Here is a 14978-nt window from a genome sequence, read left to right on the forward strand (position 1 = left end):
TATACTAAAAATATAAAAAATATAGAAATAAAAAAAACTAAAAAATTAAAAATATTAAAAATAATAAAAATATTAAAATTTATAAAAATAATAACAAAATTATAAAAAATTATAAAAAATTATTAAAAAGTATTAACAAGTATTAAAAATCAATTAAAAAAGTAGATTGATCATGAAAGTATTAAGTAACCGTATAATCAAGATTACCCTCATTATATAATCTTTGTAAGTCAGATAAATGACTAATTTCATAAGGGTAATACCTATTAGATAAATAAGGCCAAATCAATCCTTTTGCAACATAATAATATGCACCGAAACGACCATATTGTTTCCAAGAAATCTGAGTATAAAGTGGAAATCCACAGCCAGGATTAAGATAAGGACCTTCAGCTCGAACAGTTCCATGATAAAACATAGGAATAGGTCCTTCTTGACCATAATTTTTAGCTTCTTGATCAACATAAGCTAAAGCTTCATCAAGAGTTTGGAATGATATTCCATCAGCCCTATAAGTATATCTGTCCTCTGGAATTCCGAATAAAAATGTGTAAAGAACTTCTCCCCAATCAACATAAGTTTTATAAGTCGAAGGATCAACAAATGCTAATTCTAAAACTTTTACTTCTCCAGAGGAAGATAAAGGACTTTCCTGAACAAACTGACGATAATTAGAATCTCCCCCATAGTGAACAACCAAAACACATTTTGAACCAGTTTTAGCTGCATACTCACCAAGTACTTCAGCATTACCATGGTTTGGGAACATATCTGGATTTCCTAATTTTGTTACTGTAAGACGTCCAACTGGCTCAACAAGACTAAGTTGAGTCATCCCCCATAAATATGCTCCAAAAATTAATATAAGAGCCATAATAATTGTAATCAAAGTTGATCTTTTCATTTTATCACAAAAAATAGTTATCGTCAAAAATTAGTATTATAAAATATAGATATGCTGTTATAAAAGTTTTGTAAGTTCTACTATAAAAAATTTTAGATTTTTATAATATAGATTATAATAATTTCTATAATAAATAAATTATTTATATTTATTGAATGAATTATGATTTATTGGATAAATTACAGTTAATTAATAAATAACAATAAATTTAATAAATAATCATAATAAAAATTTAAAAATAGCTTAAAAATGACTATAAATAAACAAAAAATACAAATAAACAAAAATAGAATTAAATAAAAATACAATTAAATAAAAAACACAAATAAAAATAATAGATGAAAATTAAAATAAAATTAATACAAATAATACAAAATATAAATAAAAAAAAAATAAAAAACTCCATTAATAATAGATAAGGGAAAAACCCAAATCTAATATAACAGTTCATGTATGATAAACTAAGGAGTTGGACCCATAAATATAATATAAACTTTATAGTATTTAAAGTTTACTTGAAATTTTATAAAATGAAATTGATAAAATTAAAATAAAATTAAGTTAGTTAATTTAATAATTAAGCTAAATAAGTTAATGATTAATTTAAATAATTTAATTAAGTTAAAAATCAAGCTATATAAAATGGATTAAATTACAACCATATTATAAAATATATCACAATTTTTTCTTCATGCAAACACAAAGTTCATTGCCAACAAAGGGAGGATAATTTTCAATTAAATTATAATTTAATTTAGAATAAAAAGAAATAGCTATTGGCATGTGAATATTTGTTTCTAAAATAATAAAATCATATCCCTCTATTTTACTCTCTTCTTCTAACTTTTTAACAATAGTATTTCCTAATCCTTGATTTCTATAATCTTCTTTTACATAAAGATTCTTAAGTTCAACAGTATCTTTACAGTACTCTACAAAAGATCCACATGCAATTGGCAAATCATCATCAAAAACTAAAACAACAAAATGATCTTTATAATCTAGACAAATATTCCTATAGTCAATTGCAATAGCTCCTAGAAGATCATTATAATAATCAGATTGTTCTTGATCAATTCTAATAAAATTTTCATTATTTTCATCGGTAAAAACAATTTTTAAAACCATATAAAAGCCATAATATCGTTATTGCATAATAAGAATAGCTATCATCTAATTCTATACAAGCTTATTCTCTATAATTTTCATCAATAAAAACATCTAACTGATTATAAGCTTCCTCAATAGCTAACTCAATATCATCATTTTTGATTTTAGAAAGTTCATCAAGAGCAATATCAACATCAATATTAATATCTAACTCTTCATCATCATAACTAGCATCTATTTGAAGATCAAAATCTAAAACTTCTTTTGATGGAACTTTAGATAATATAATCTCATTAGCTTTATCTGAAAAATACTGTGAAATAATGTCTAAATCCTCTTGGGATAATTTTTTAAGTTTATTCAAATTGAAACACCCTAATAAATATTAATTAAAGATTTAAGAAATAAAAAATATGTAAATAAAATTATATAAATAAAAAATAAGTAATAAAAATTAAAAACATCCCATAAATAATGAAAATGATAATAAATAATGAAAACTTATTAGAAATTTGTTTTTAAATATAAAAATATTCTAAGTATTTAAATATAAATATTTTAAATATAAAAATAACAATTTTATTAAAGTTTAAAAGTTTGAACTATTTATTGAGGAGCTTGATTTTGCATAGCTTCTTGGATTGAAGATTGCATCTCTTGAAGCTTTTTCATAACTCTTTCTTCTTGACGAGCCATAGTTTTTTCTCTTAATTTAAGAGTTTCTAGTTTTTCTTCAAGTTCTTCATTAATTTCAGTACGATTTACTTTAATTAGCAAGTTTCCAGCTGTTTTAAAAACCTCTGCATTTTCATCACTCTTTTTTAATTCTTCAAGAGCACTTTCAGTTTCTTGGATCTGAATATCTACATTTTGTTTCTGTACAGTTACAGCTTGAGCTTGCTGTTGTAATTGTTGAAATTGATTTAATTGATGTTGTATATTTTGAGGTACTTCCATATTTTCACCTTTTAGTTTAATTAAACAATGAAATTAATCTAGAATAATAAAATAAAATTAGTTTAAAGAATTCAATCTATTATTACTTTATCTAATCATATTTATCTTTAATAAAAGTTCTATATATAATATTAGTTTTTTATACAATATATATTATAGTTTTAAATTGTATTTTTAGTCTAATATTGGTTTAATCAACAATATTATTTTTTATTTAATAATACTAACTGTATTTAATAATAATACTATTAACAAATAAACTTTATATTTAATATTATTATTTAATATTTTTATTTAATATTATTATTGATAGTATTATTAATATTAATAATTATTAATTAAATATTTAATAATAATCAAATAGTTAATATTGTTTAATATTAATATATGCCTTTAATTTTTATATTTAATATTTAATTATAATATTGAATGTTATATTTAATTTTAATCAACTTTTACAGATGATAAAAGACTTAATAAAAAATATAACAAAAAGATATAATAATAAATTATATCTATTATAGTATTTATTATTATCTACATTATAGTGATAAATAATCTCATTATAATAATATTCATTTAATTAAATCATTAACATCTAATGATACCATAATCCATTTAATAGCAGAGTTGATAGAAGCACGAAATGAAGTAGCATCTTCAGAATCGATACTTATAATAAGTTTAGAATTATCTAGATTAATATACATGTTAGACCTATAATCTGGAGAAGATTCAAATTCCAATAAAATAGAATCAAAGACAATTTTAGCTAATTTTTCATCTTCTAAATCTATTACGATATTACTTTCAACTGATTTTAAAGCATTAAAAGAAATTTCAGAAATATAAAAACCTCCACTAAACACTATTAAAAATATCTATTAAGAAAAAATATATTATACCGTTTAAAATTAATATAAATATCTAATACTAGATATCTAATAATGATTAATCAATAGAACACCATTAACCAACACAACAATATTAATCAATATAAATATTAATCAATGATTTTCCTAATATTAATTTTAAGACCAGTATCATTCCCGTCCCTATTATAAAAATGAATAATGCCTATTCTTTTATTGAAATCTTCAATATCATCATATTCATCATCATAATCTTCTAATTTTTCAACATATATATGATTTTCATTATAGTTATCATTAGAATCATTTATGGGAAATATATCACTAAGAAGATCCAATTCTGGAATTTCAGACTTAAAAGATAACTCAGAAGTCTTTATATGTAAACGTTGATTAGTTGTATTAACAGAACCAAGAATAACTAATAATTCTTCACCATCATTAGAAAAAAAAGTAATTTTACTTGGGTTTCCTTTCATTTCATAAACAAGGACTATGTTGTCTAAGCCAAGACTATTAGACTTTAACTGTAATTCTCTCATACTCATCTTTCCACGATTAACATAATCGGTATCTAGAGCATGTGAAAGATTTTTACAAAAAGCACGAGTCTTTGATGATGGTTTTCTTGAAGTTGAAATTAACATGAAAAAAATCCTTAATAAATATTCTTAATATTCTTTAATAAATATTCCTTAATAAATATTCTTTAATAAAAATAAACTTCTTAACAATAAATCTAAATCTAAATCTAAATCTAAATCTAAATCTAAATCTAAATCTAAATCTAAATAAGAAAGTTTAGAGAATTTTTAAAAAATTCTAAAATAAAGCTATTCTAAAATAAAATTACAAAAACACTATATATAGGTAAAAATAGAAATTAATAAATTATTCTAATAATTAATAAATTTTGTTATAATTAATAGAATATTAATAAAACTATTTATATCTTATTTAATAGCTAATTAAATTAGCAGTAAAAAGATAAAAAAGTAAAAAGAGCTATCTTGATTTAATAGTTCTTTTAACAGCTGGAACTTTTTTGAAAAGAATCCTATATCTACATTTAGGACATTTATTTTCCATGTAGCTTTTTGGATCAATTTCTGTTCCACATTCAGAACATTTATACAATTAGTCCCCTCCAACTACCCTCTTAATATTTCTGTTAGCTGTTTTAAGCATTGGAGTTTGAGGAACATAAGCTCCACCAGTAAATACTGTATCACATTTACTACATTTCCAAATTCCTACAGCTTGTCTTTTAACAGCTGGTCTATCACATTTAGGACAAACATGCTTCTTTTTCATGTTTTCTTCAATGGATTTTACAGTTCTTTTAGCTTTTCTTCCATATCTTGCTCCAAATCTTCCTGTAATTCCCACTTTTTTTGTTCTTGCCATAATATCACTTTTATAAACTTAAAATTAATTATTTTTTTAAAATAACCATTATGAATATGTATAAATTATAAATATGAAAAATCTTTGATTTTTCCTTAATTAGTAAAATTCATATGATATAATAAATTGGTCTTAAATAGTATATAAAGTTAATGTTTTTCAGTAATTTTTTTCATCAAATGAGTATTAATAAGACTACTAAGATTTTATTTAAAAAAACAATAAAAATTTCAATAGAAATCAATAAATAAAGATTTTAATAGCTTAAATAATAATTAAACAATGCTAAAAATTAAACCTTAATAAAAATTAAATCTCAATAAGATTAAATCTTAATAAAAATTAAATTTTAAAATAAATAATAATATTTGATGAAAAAAATAAAGATGAAATAGCTAAAAAAGCTATTAAGCATTATTAACTTTTTCTAATAAATCAGGTACCTTAGAATAAGCTGTTTTAACAGCCCCTAAAATATCTTCTTTAGTTAATGGATGATCTCCACCTTTTTGCATAGCACAAATACTACCAGATTCAGTTATACCAATTGATAGTCTAGCATCTAAAATTGCTTCTTCATCTAAAGAAGGATCTAAAACCATTTTTTCTCCTATTTTAACGAAAGTACACATAGCTTCTTTATCCCTTAAAGGCAAATTAGTTGTAGATTCTTTATCAATTACAACTTCATCATCAACAATTTTAGCTACAGGTAATTTAGTATTCAAAAGAGCACTCATTACAGCTAATGTAGCAGTATCAAAGAGATTTCCATCAAAATCAATTATATGTAAATCAATGAAAAGCATCCATACTTTTTTACCAGGCACAATACACAATTTTTCAAGATCTACCATTTCACTTTCACGAATTCCTCTGTCTACAACACGAGCAAGTTCAACTGATGTTTCACTTGGAGGACCTGGTTCAAAAGTCGGATCAGCCATAGGTAACATTTCACCATTTGTCATTAAAACTCCTACATTAGGAGTATCTGGAAATGGTTCACCTATTTGAGGCTTTATACCAACAATGACTTGACTATTACCAATTTTAACCCTTGCAGAGCCTTCTGCTTTAGATATAACTCCTGTTTCGATAAGAATATCTCTGTATTCCTCAAGATCTCTCCCATCTTCTCTTTTGTTATTATTAATTAGATCAGTAATACATTCTCTTGTAATTTCAGGTATAATATTCATAGTAATCCCTCACATTAAAATTAACTATCAGATCCAGCATCTTGAGCATACCTTGTTTTAAGAGCTTCAATTTGAACTTTATTCACTTGTCTACATCCTTCCATAGCTAAATCAAGTGCCTTTCCAAATTCTTCCTCAGATAAGTCACCATCACTCTGCAGTAATGTAATTTCCTCAGTTCTTGGCATCATAGCTATAGGAACATCAGCTTGACCTTCTTTATCTTCTTTTTCAGATAAATCCAATACAATTTCATCATTGACTTTACCTGCAGCACAACCAACTACTAAATCTTTCATAGGAATTCCAGCATCAGCTAAAGCAACAGAAGCAGCAGTAATACCTGCACACCTAGTTCCACCTTCAGCCTCAATAATTTCTATGAAAATATCAACCATAGATCTTGGAAATCCTTCTAGCATTAAAGCTGGTCTGAGTGCTTCAGCAGTTATTTTTGATATTTCTGTTGACCTTCTATCAGGTCCTGGTCTTTTCCTATCATCAACTGAAAAAGGTGCCATATTATATCTGCACCTAATAACACCTGTGTTAGGTTTCAATAATCTTCGGATATAAGATTCACGTGGACCATAAACAGCCACCAATACCTTATTTCCACCAACTTCCAAATAAGCAGATCCATCTGCTCTTTCAAGTACTCCTGCTTCAATTTTTAAAGGACGGATTTCATCATATGCTCGCCCATCATCCCTTTTACTATTATTAGTGATAAGAATCACCCCTTAATTAAAATTATTATTATATTTAATAAATAAATTATTATTTTATAATTAGATTATTATTTTATAATCTATTATTTTATAATAAACTATTATTTTATTCAATAAATAGATAGATAATTAACTTTTTAAATACAGTATCTTTAAAGACATAGCTAACTTCTTTTTCTCCAACTAGTAACTGGTTTTATCCGGTTATTTTTAGATTCACTTTTAGAAGAATTTTGAATTTTTAAAGTAGGAGAGCTAACTTCACTTTTATCAACTTCACCTAAACTAGGATTATTAGATGAATTTTGAGCTTTAACCTGATTAAAAGTATCTAGATAATTACCTTTTTTGTTTTTAGAATCATCTTCTTTAGAATCAACTTCTAAATCAATTTCAACTTCTTCTTTAATATTTTCAAGTTTTGGCTTTTCTAATACATCTGTTTCTTCTTCATCAAATTTATTTCTATTATTGTTATTGCCATTATTAGTATTATTACTGTTTTTATTATTATAATTCTTATTATTATTTTTATGAGAATTAGCTTTCCCATTATTAGAATTAGAGTGATCTATTGATTCTAAATCATCAGCAGTAATTTCAAACTCTTCTTGTTCTTCAGGTAGCTTTCCATCAACTAAAAGATAAAGTTTATCCCTAACCCTATCTGTAAGACCAGAAGTATGAGCTTCAGCTTCAATTAAATTTATGATGGTCTTGGTAATCTGTTCCATCCCTTTATCACCTTTAACCCAAACAAGTCCATTTTGACCAACAACAATTTTACATTTAGTCTTATCTTTAATCATGTTGATCATAGAACCTTTTTTACCGATTAAACGTGGGACTTTAGTAGGAGTAATATCAACTAAAATTCCTCCTTTAAATTTACCCATTCCTCGACCTTTCAAACCTAGCTTGACTTTTTTAACTTCATCTACATCAACAACTCTTAAAAATAAAACATCACCAATATCAAATACTTTACTTAATTCTTTTTTTTCTCTTCCAAAAACTTCAGATGCAGGTAATATTCCAGAGTAAGGTGAGTTAATATCTACTCCCCACATTGAAAAACGAACGTCGTCAATTTCTCCAATTACTACATCACCTTTTTTTGGAACATATTTACTTTTAAGAGGAATTACACTAATTTTTTTGTTCCTAAGGGAAACCAAACCCATTAAAGATGAGCAAACACAATTTCCATCTTTAAAAGTTCCTCTTCCAGAATAATAGCCCTCTTCAGCTAATATTTGTCCTGGAACAACTAATTCTTTATCTTCTACGTGTATCATGTACAATATGCCCCCATAGGGTAATAAAATTTATGAATATAAATAAATCTTATATAATAATGAATTTTTCTTATTTAATAATGATTTACTAATGAATTTTGCAAAATTATTTAATAATAATTTTTTTAAGCTATTTAATAATGAACTTTTTAAAATTATTTAATAATTATTATAATTTAATAATTCACTTTAATAGTTAGTTTTAATAGTTAGTTTTGATAGTTAGTTTTAATAACTAGTAAAAATTTAATAGGATAATTATTAAATAACTTTAGTTTCAGCATCCCCACCAGAAATCTCGTTCATTTTAAGATTAAAGTCTTCTTGAACTCCACCAGGAATTTCAACAACAGCTATCCAAGATCCATCTTGTTGCCATTCTTCATTTAATATTTTACCAAATTTAGATATTATAGAAAAAGCGTTTCCAGCAACTGAACCAGGTAATCTTACTGCAACTTTAACATGCTCAAATCTGATAGGTATTTTAATTTTAATAGCTTTTAAAACAGTCTGTACCTGTTCATCAACTGATTTAAAAGGATCAATTTTAACTTTAGTTTCTTCCATAGCATTTTCTATTCTCTTTACTGGATGCGGAAGGCCAGTTTGAGGATTAATAGATTCTCTAACAATCTTATTAATAACCATTAACCTTTTTTCTTCCTGCATATCTCTTTTTTGCTGAGCAGTAAGTTGAATATGTCCTTTATTGATTATCTCTTTTGCAACTTCTAAAACATCAGTATTATCAAACACTTTAATCATTGCATCATCAGGAGATGTATCTCCTTTTTTAGCATCTTTAAATATATCTTCAACAGCTAAAACGTCTTCAATAATCACATCATCTCTTTCAGGATTTTTAAAATCTGCAGCTAAATCAGGATCAACTAAAATTTCAAATTTCTCACCATGAGATTCTAATCTAGCTATAATAGCTTCATCAATATTTACCATTATTTTTCCTCTAATAAATGATTCTATTTTAAATGAACTCTATTTTAAACAATCTCCAACTAAAAATCTTAAATTTAAATAATCTCTAATTTAAATGACTTTTAACTTAAATAACTTTTAACTTAAATAATTTTAATTTAAATGATTTTTAATTCAAATAATAATTAATATCTAAAACAACCATTTCATTAATAAAAATATCTTCATGAAAGCATATTCATATAAGAACATTTAATATAAAAGCAATTCACATCAGAATATCTTCATATCAGAATAAAAAATAAGTTAAAATTCAATTAAGAATCTATAAGATTATTATATTTTATAAATTAATTAAAATCTAATAAATCAATAATTAATTAAACTAATTAACTCAATTAAATTAGTTAACTCAATTAAACTAAGTAAACAATTAAACTAAATGAAAACTTAATTAAACTAAATAATAGATTAATTAGATGAGTAATAGCCTAATTAACAAATAAAACCTTATAAATCTAATTAAATATTAGACTAAAGAATATTAATGAATGATATTACTAAATTATATCACTAAATGATTACTAAAGAATAATACTTTAATTAATGAACAATCTTAAGATCAAGAAGTTTATTAAATAAAGAATTTAAACAAAGAATAATAAAAGGATTAAAAAATTGAATTACTATTCAATTATTCTTCATCCTCAATTTCTTCTTCTTCAATATTATCATCAGTATCTTTTCTTGCAATAAGTGATTCAACATGAACTGCTACTTCTTCGTCAGAAATTTTTCTATATTTTCTAGTTTCTTTGTCAATAACAGCTATTTCAACACTTTCAACTGTAGTTTTACCTTCAGTAGCTTCATAGACAGCATCAAGAGCTAAATCAATTGCTTCATTAATAGTCATATCTTCTCTGTAATTTTCTTCAAAAACATCCATAGCAGCAGATCTTCCAGATCCTATAGCAGTTGCTTTATATTCAATTAATGCCCCACTAGGATCAGTTTCAAAGAGTTTACATCCGTTTTTATTTACTCCACCAATGATAAGTGCAGAACCAAATGGGCGTACACCACCATTTTGAGTATACATTTGTTTCATATCACAAATCTTTTTAGCTAAAGATTCAACTCTTATTGGTTCATTATAAGTAATTTTATTAATTTGAGATTCCATTCTTGCTCTTTCAATTAATGCTCTTGCATCAGCTACTAATCCAGATGTAGCTGCACCTATGTGGTCATCAATTTGAAAGATCTTTTCAATAGATTTGGATTCTACAAGTTTACTTGTAGTTCTTTTATCTACTAAAAGTACAATACCTTCTTTTGATTTTACACCTAAAGAAGTAGTACCTCTTTTTACTGCCTCTCTTGCATATTCTACTTGGAATAGTCTTCCATCTGGGCTAAAGACAGTGATAGCCCTATCATATCCAGCATTTTGTAAAGGTTGCATATTTTAATACCTCTCGTTTTTTAGCAAAGTTATTTTTTAATTATTATTTATAATTCTAATTAATAAACTAACAATAATCAGTAAAATATTAATTATCAATCAATTATATTACCAACCAATTGGATTATTGATGAATTATATAATAACAAATCATATTAATAATAGATCATTTAATAATAAAATATTTTTTTTATATAAAATATTTTTATTAAATTTTATTAAATTATTTTTATAATTATCTTAAATTATTTTCATAATATATCATTTATTATAATAAAGTATGATAATTTAAATTATTATAAGCTATATTAATAATTTATATTTAATAATCTATATAATAAAATAAATATTATATTGAATAAAATCTAGATTTGTTTTAATCTATTAAGTTTTTAATAATAATTAAATTATATTAATCTTTAATTAAAACATGTGAATTTTAATTAAATATATTATCTTTAATTATATTGACTTTAATTTTATTTTAGTTTACTTTATGTTTTAATTTTTATAAAAAAATTTCTTTTAAAAAAGTTTTTTATATCTTTTAATAATAGCAAACAACTCAAAATCATACTTAAATAATTGAATAATATATAATAATATATTACATAATGATAAACATAATATTTAGTAATATATACTATTAAATGCATTAATTATAAAGCATTTATCAAAATATAGCACATATGGTTTAAATTAAAAATCCAAATTGAAAACTAAACTAAACCTCCATGATTTAGTGATAGATATTTTCTTATGTTTTATCCTTTTATAGATATGTGCAACTTACTTAATAAACTTTTCTATTGATGAAGATATAGTTCCAGATATACCTATAGTTGTTATAGCTATTTTTTTATTATTGTAATTAGATAATAATGCTAAACTTCCACGAACTTTCTCTTCACAACCTCTTTTACAACGAAGAACAACTTTAAAATGGTAATACGAAGGCTCTTCTTCTTCATAATTAATAAAATTATTAATACTATTAGTATTAACTTTATTATTATTGTTATTACTATTATTGTTGATATCAGTATCAATATCACTATTATTGATATTATTATCTATTTTATAATGATTTGAAGAATAATTACTAATATCATAAAACTTCATTAACCAAAGATTAAAATCACTAGTTCCTATTTCACCATATAATCTTAAACAGGCATACCAAATAGCTGAAACCAATTCATCTTTTGAAATTTTTAATTCTGACTTTATATCCAATACTAAATATCTATTATTAATACGTAATGTAGGAGGTAATATTTTTAATTTCATATTCATAAATCCTATAAATCTTCAAAGATCCTTATAAATCCTTATAAATTATTATAAATTATTATAAATTATTATAAATCCATATAAACTTAGTTATTTATTTATAAATAATGTTATTTAGACTAAATAATTAGAGGAACCACCTATAACTAATCTAATAATCATTATTAATCTTTTTAACACCAAGAACAATCATATTTTCTCTTTCATTGTTAAATTCAATCAATTGATTAGGATAATCATCTAAACATAAATCTAAATCATCTTGAGAAAGACCAAAATTTTTAAAAACAGAAAAAATATCTTTAGGAGATCTTGTTTCCCAAATTGATGATGCACCAGAAGTTATTATTAAAGGAAATCTAAATTTGTTATATAATTTAATAATTTCTCTAAAATGAGCCATTATTTTTGCCCTAAAACTTAAATAACTAGACAAAATATCATTAAAACAAAGTTCAATAGCAACATTATTTCTAACAGCTTCTTTAGCTAAAACATGATTAATTCCACAAGAATTACGATTTCTAAAATAAGGTCTTGAAAGAACATCAATTTGCCTATTTTCACAAGCAGCCCGATTTATAGTTAAATCTCCTCCTAAAACAGAAATATATTTAGATTCATTCCTATATTTTTTAGAGAGTTTATATAATTCATTCTGACTTTTAGGATTAATTTCAAGCCCAAATTCAAATTCAAATTTATTTTCACTGTTGATTTTATTTTCATTTTGATAATTAGCTATTATTTCATCTATTTCTTGATTTAATTCATTTTTATAATTAATAGCTTTTTTAAAATTCTCAGTAGAATAATTTAGATTAACATAATCCCATCCTAAATTATAAGCATCCAAGATCAAATCTTTATCAAGTTTATAATTCTTTCCTTTTAAATTTAAATCATGGAACTTCATTAAACACCTCATTTTAGATAATTCATTTATAGATAACACTACTACTAATAATTAAATTTAATCTTATAATAATTAAATATAATCATCTAATACATCATTCAAAAGAGATATAGCTACATTTTTTTTAGCAGGGTAAGCTGCAACTTTTATTTTAAGATGAATTGAATCACCAGTATCACAAATCTCCCAGTTTTCTTCACAAGCTGAAGATTTAGAAAATCGGAGGAATAGATTTCCATTTTTATCAACTTTTCTTTCTAAATCATCACTTAACTTACACAATGATTTTTTATCCATATCTAAAAGATTTTTAAAAAAATCTTTTGTTTCTCTTTTTCTCTCAATCTTTCCAGATAAAATAACAATATCATCTTCAAGTATGCCTTCAGCTAATTCACGGTCTGGTTTAGCTGTTGGAAGAAGATTTTTTAATCCTTGCAATAGCTCTTCTTCATTTTCATCTGCATAAACAAACAATCTATATCTAATATTATGAATCATTTTAATCAACACAAAAACAATTTGAATTATGTATACATGATAAATTTTATTCTATAATCAATATTAATTAGTATTATAATTAATATTTTAATAAATTTCTATTAAATGTTTTAATAAATAACTGAATTTTTAATGAATATATTAATTTATAGTTTACTTAATATCTCATATATTAAATATTATTCTTAATATTATATTATATCAAAATTAACATATTAAGATTTCTAAAAAATACTCAAATTAGGTTATAAAAATAAAAAAATAAGAAAATACTAAAAAATTAGGAAAAATAATGATAAAATATTTAGATAGAATATAAAATATTTGGTAAAAATAATTAAATATGAATAGAAATAATATAAAAAAATAAATATTTGAATAATATTTTTAAAATAAAAAAGAACAATGAAATAATCTTAAAAAAAGAATAAAAATAATTATAAAAGAATAAAAGAACAATGAAAAAAAATAAGCAAAAAAGAATAAAAAAGAAAAATTAAAACAAGAAATAACTTGTTTTATTAATGTCTCTTTTCAGAACCTTTTCCTCTTGTTTTTCGTCCTCTACCTTTCTTACCAGCACTAGTTAAACCTCTAAGAGCTCTATTTTTGTGTTGACTTTCGCAAATCCAATTAATTTTAGGATCATTGATAATAGAAGGACTTTGTGGATCTACTAAAATAACTTCAAAGAATTTGAATTTACCATCAGACCATACCCAGTAAGAGTTTAAAACTTCCATATTAGGGTATTTTTTACTTACACGTTCTTCAGCTATTCTTTGGATAGATTTTGAAGGAGTTATCTTATTTACACCCATACGTTTTGGTCTACGACCTGCAGTAAAACGAGTTTTTCTCCTTCCACCACGACGTACTCTAGTTCTAACAACAATATAACCTTTCTTAGCTTTATATCCAAGGGATCTAGCACGATCGATTCTTGTAGGTCTGTCTATTCTCTGAATTACTTTTTCACGTCTCCAAATTGGAGCTCTTTCCCACATAAGTTCTCTTACATAAGACTTATCAGGATTTTTCCATGCATCTCTAATATACTTGTACATTATTACACCTCTTGTTCAGCAATTAAGCCACATCCAGGGATTATATCCCAAAAAGAGTTTATTTATTAATTAATAGATTATTATAGTAATTAATATTCCATCAATTATTATAATATTAATTAAATAACATATTAATTACAATTTAATACATTATAGTAATCACGATTAATTACTAGATTGTATTAATTACTTAATTAATATATCCATAATTAAAATACCTATAATTAACACACCATCTTTAAATTAATTCTTAACTTTAGATGATAATAAAATATTTAATATAAGAGGTATAAAAACCTTTCCTTTATTTATA

Annotated in this window: 16 protein-coding genes and 2 pseudogenes; all 18 read right to left on the reverse strand. The window is 23.8% G+C overall.

Annotated elements, in window-relative coordinates; all coding sequences use genetic code 11:
* Positions 1 to 181: 181 nt before the first annotated feature.
* The 18 genes and pseudogenes from MarbSA_RS01480 to MarbSA_RS01560 all read right to left on the reverse strand — a co-directional run bounded on the left by MarbSA_RS01480 (position 182) and on the right by MarbSA_RS01560 (position 14665).
* A complete protein-coding gene (locus MarbSA_RS01480) occupies positions 182 to 904 on the reverse strand; it encodes a hypothetical protein (protein WP_042704056.1) in 723 nt (240 codons plus the stop codon).
* 675 nt (positions 905 to 1579) lie between these two features.
* The gene (locus MarbSA_RS01485) at positions 1580 to 2032 is read right to left on the reverse strand and encodes a GNAT family N-acetyltransferase (RefSeq protein WP_054835879.1); all 453 of its coding nucleotides are present in this window, start codon (positions 2030 to 2032) and stop codon (positions 1580 to 1582) included.
* A gap of 61 nt (positions 2033 to 2093) precedes the next feature.
* Complete coding sequence (locus MarbSA_RS01490) at positions 2094 to 2378, reverse strand: DUF3194 domain-containing protein (protein WP_054835880.1); 285 nt, start codon at positions 2376 to 2378, stop codon at positions 2094 to 2096.
* Positions 2379 to 2620: 242 nt separating this feature from the next.
* Positions 2621 to 2971: a prefoldin subunit beta gene (locus MarbSA_RS01495; RefSeq protein ID WP_042704062.1), complete on the reverse strand. Its 351-nt coding sequence runs from the start codon at positions 2969 to 2971 to the stop codon at positions 2621 to 2623.
* Positions 2972 to 3546: 575 nt separating this feature from the next.
* Positions 3547 to 3840 (reverse strand): KEOPS complex subunit Pcc1, encoded by a 294-nt coding sequence (locus tag MarbSA_RS01500; protein WP_231493755.1) that lies wholly within the window; start codon positions 3838 to 3840, stop codon positions 3547 to 3549.
* 134 nt (positions 3841 to 3974) lie between these two features.
* Entirely contained in the window at positions 3975 to 4490 is a 516-nt protein-coding gene (locus tag MarbSA_RS01505; protein WP_054835070.1) for a Brix domain-containing protein, read from the reverse strand.
* 358 nt (positions 4491 to 4848) lie between these two features.
* Positions 4849 to 4980 carry an Rpo12/RPC10 RNA polymerase subunit family protein gene (locus MarbSA_RS01510; protein WP_042704063.1) on the reverse strand — a complete coding sequence of 44 codons (132 nt, stop codon included), beginning with the start codon at positions 4978 to 4980 and terminating at the stop codon, positions 4849 to 4851.
* Positions 4981 to 5250 carry a 50S ribosomal protein L37Ae gene (gene rpl37A / locus MarbSA_RS01515; protein WP_042704065.1) on the reverse strand — a complete coding sequence of 90 codons (270 nt, stop codon included), beginning with the start codon at positions 5248 to 5250 and terminating at the stop codon, positions 4981 to 4983.
* 407 nt (positions 5251 to 5657) lie between these two features.
* Entirely contained in the window at positions 5658 to 6452 is a 795-nt protein-coding gene (gene rrp42 / locus MarbSA_RS01520; RefSeq protein WP_042704067.1) for an exosome complex protein Rrp42, read from the reverse strand.
* Positions 6453 to 6472: 20 nt separating this feature from the next.
* Positions 6473 to 7183: an exosome complex exonuclease Rrp41 gene (gene rrp41 / locus MarbSA_RS01525; protein WP_082398005.1), complete on the reverse strand. Its 711-nt coding sequence runs from the start codon at positions 7181 to 7183 to the stop codon at positions 6473 to 6475.
* Between the two features lie 575 nt (positions 7184 to 7758).
* A pseudogene (gene rrp4, locus MarbSA_RS10305) lies at positions 7759 to 8481 on the reverse strand (exosome complex RNA-binding protein Rrp4); the annotation flags it as partial.
* A 261-nt stretch (positions 8482 to 8742) separates the two neighbouring features.
* The gene (locus tag MarbSA_RS01535; protein ID WP_221061700.1) at positions 8743 to 9441 is read right to left on the reverse strand and encodes a ribosome assembly factor SBDS; all 699 of its coding nucleotides are present in this window, start codon (positions 9439 to 9441) and stop codon (positions 8743 to 8745) included.
* A gap of 673 nt (positions 9442 to 10114) precedes the next feature.
* Positions 10115 to 10888: an archaeal proteasome endopeptidase complex subunit alpha gene (gene psmA, locus MarbSA_RS01540; protein ID WP_221061701.1), complete on the reverse strand. Its 774-nt coding sequence runs from the start codon at positions 10886 to 10888 to the stop codon at positions 10115 to 10117.
* Positions 10889 to 11677: 789 nt separating this feature from the next.
* Positions 11678 to 12010 carry an Rpp14/Pop5 family protein gene (locus MarbSA_RS01545; RefSeq protein WP_348531744.1) on the reverse strand — a complete coding sequence of 111 codons (333 nt, stop codon included), beginning with the start codon at positions 12008 to 12010 and terminating at the stop codon, positions 11678 to 11680.
* Positions 11993 to 12178, reverse strand: a pseudogene (locus tag MarbSA_RS10465) (Rpp14/Pop5 family protein); the annotation flags it as partial. The gene MarbSA_RS01545 and the pseudogene MarbSA_RS10465, both read right to left, overlap by 18 nt.
* A 154-nt stretch (positions 12179 to 12332) precedes the next feature.
* Positions 12333 to 13097 carry a ribonuclease P protein component 3 gene (gene rnp3 / locus MarbSA_RS01550; RefSeq protein ID WP_054835771.1) on the reverse strand — a complete coding sequence of 255 codons (765 nt, stop codon included), beginning with the start codon at positions 13095 to 13097 and terminating at the stop codon, positions 12333 to 12335.
* A gap of 72 nt (positions 13098 to 13169) precedes the next feature.
* Positions 13170 to 13598, reverse strand: coding sequence for an RNA-binding protein (locus MarbSA_RS01555; RefSeq protein WP_221061703.1), 429 nt, complete (start codon positions 13596 to 13598; stop codon positions 13170 to 13172).
* 521 nt (positions 13599 to 14119) lie between these two features.
* On the reverse strand, positions 14120 to 14665 hold the full coding sequence (locus MarbSA_RS01560; protein ID WP_054835362.1) for a 50S ribosomal protein L15e: 546 nt from the start codon (positions 14663 to 14665) through the stop codon (positions 14120 to 14122).
* Between the last annotated feature and the right edge of the window lie 313 nt (positions 14666 to 14978).

This window comes from Methanobrevibacter arboriphilus (genome assembly GCF_019669925.1).
Taxonomy (GTDB): domain Archaea; phylum Methanobacteriota; class Methanobacteria; order Methanobacteriales; family Methanobacteriaceae; genus Methanobinarius; species Methanobinarius arboriphilus_A.

Coding starts and splice junctions, on each gene's coding strand:
- MarbSA_RS01480 (WP_042704056.1), bottom strand. CDS start 904: ATGAAAAGATCAACTTTGATTACAATTATTATGGCTCTTATATTAATT.
- MarbSA_RS01485 (WP_054835879.1), bottom strand. CDS start 2,032: ATGGTTTTAAAAATTGTTTTTACCGATGAAAATAATGAAAATTTTATT.
- MarbSA_RS01495 (WP_042704062.1), bottom strand. CDS start 2,971: ATGGAAGTACCTCAAAATATACAACATCAATTAAATCAATTTCAACAA.
- MarbSA_RS01505 (WP_054835070.1), bottom strand. CDS start 4,490: ATGTTAATTTCAACTTCAAGAAAACCATCATCAAAGACTCGTGCTTTT.
- rpl37A (WP_042704065.1), bottom strand. CDS start 5,250: ATGGCAAGAACAAAAAAAGTGGGAATTACAGGAAGATTTGGAGCAAGA.
- rrp42 (WP_042704067.1), bottom strand. CDS start 6,452: ATGAATATTATACCTGAAATTACAAGAGAATGTATTACTGATCTAATT.
- MarbSA_RS01535 (WP_221061700.1), bottom strand. CDS start 9,441: ATGGTAAATATTGATGAAGCTATTATAGCTAGATTAGAATCTCATGGT.
- psmA (WP_221061701.1), bottom strand. CDS start 10,888: ATGCAACCTTTACAAAATGCTGGATATGATAGGGCTATCACTGTCTTT.
- MarbSA_RS01545 (WP_348531744.1), bottom strand. CDS start 12,010: ATGAAGTTTTATGATATTAGTAATTATTCTTCAAATCATTATAAAATA.
- rnp3 (WP_054835771.1), bottom strand. CDS start 13,097: ATGAAGTTCCATGATTTAAATTTAAAAGGAAAGAATTATAAACTTGAT.
- MarbSA_RS01555 (WP_221061703.1), bottom strand. CDS start 13,598: ATGATTCATAATATTAGATATAGATTGTTTGTTTATGCAGATGAAAAT.
- MarbSA_RS01560 (WP_054835362.1), bottom strand. CDS start 14,665: ATGTACAAGTATATTAGAGATGCATGGAAAAATCCTGATAAGTCTTAT.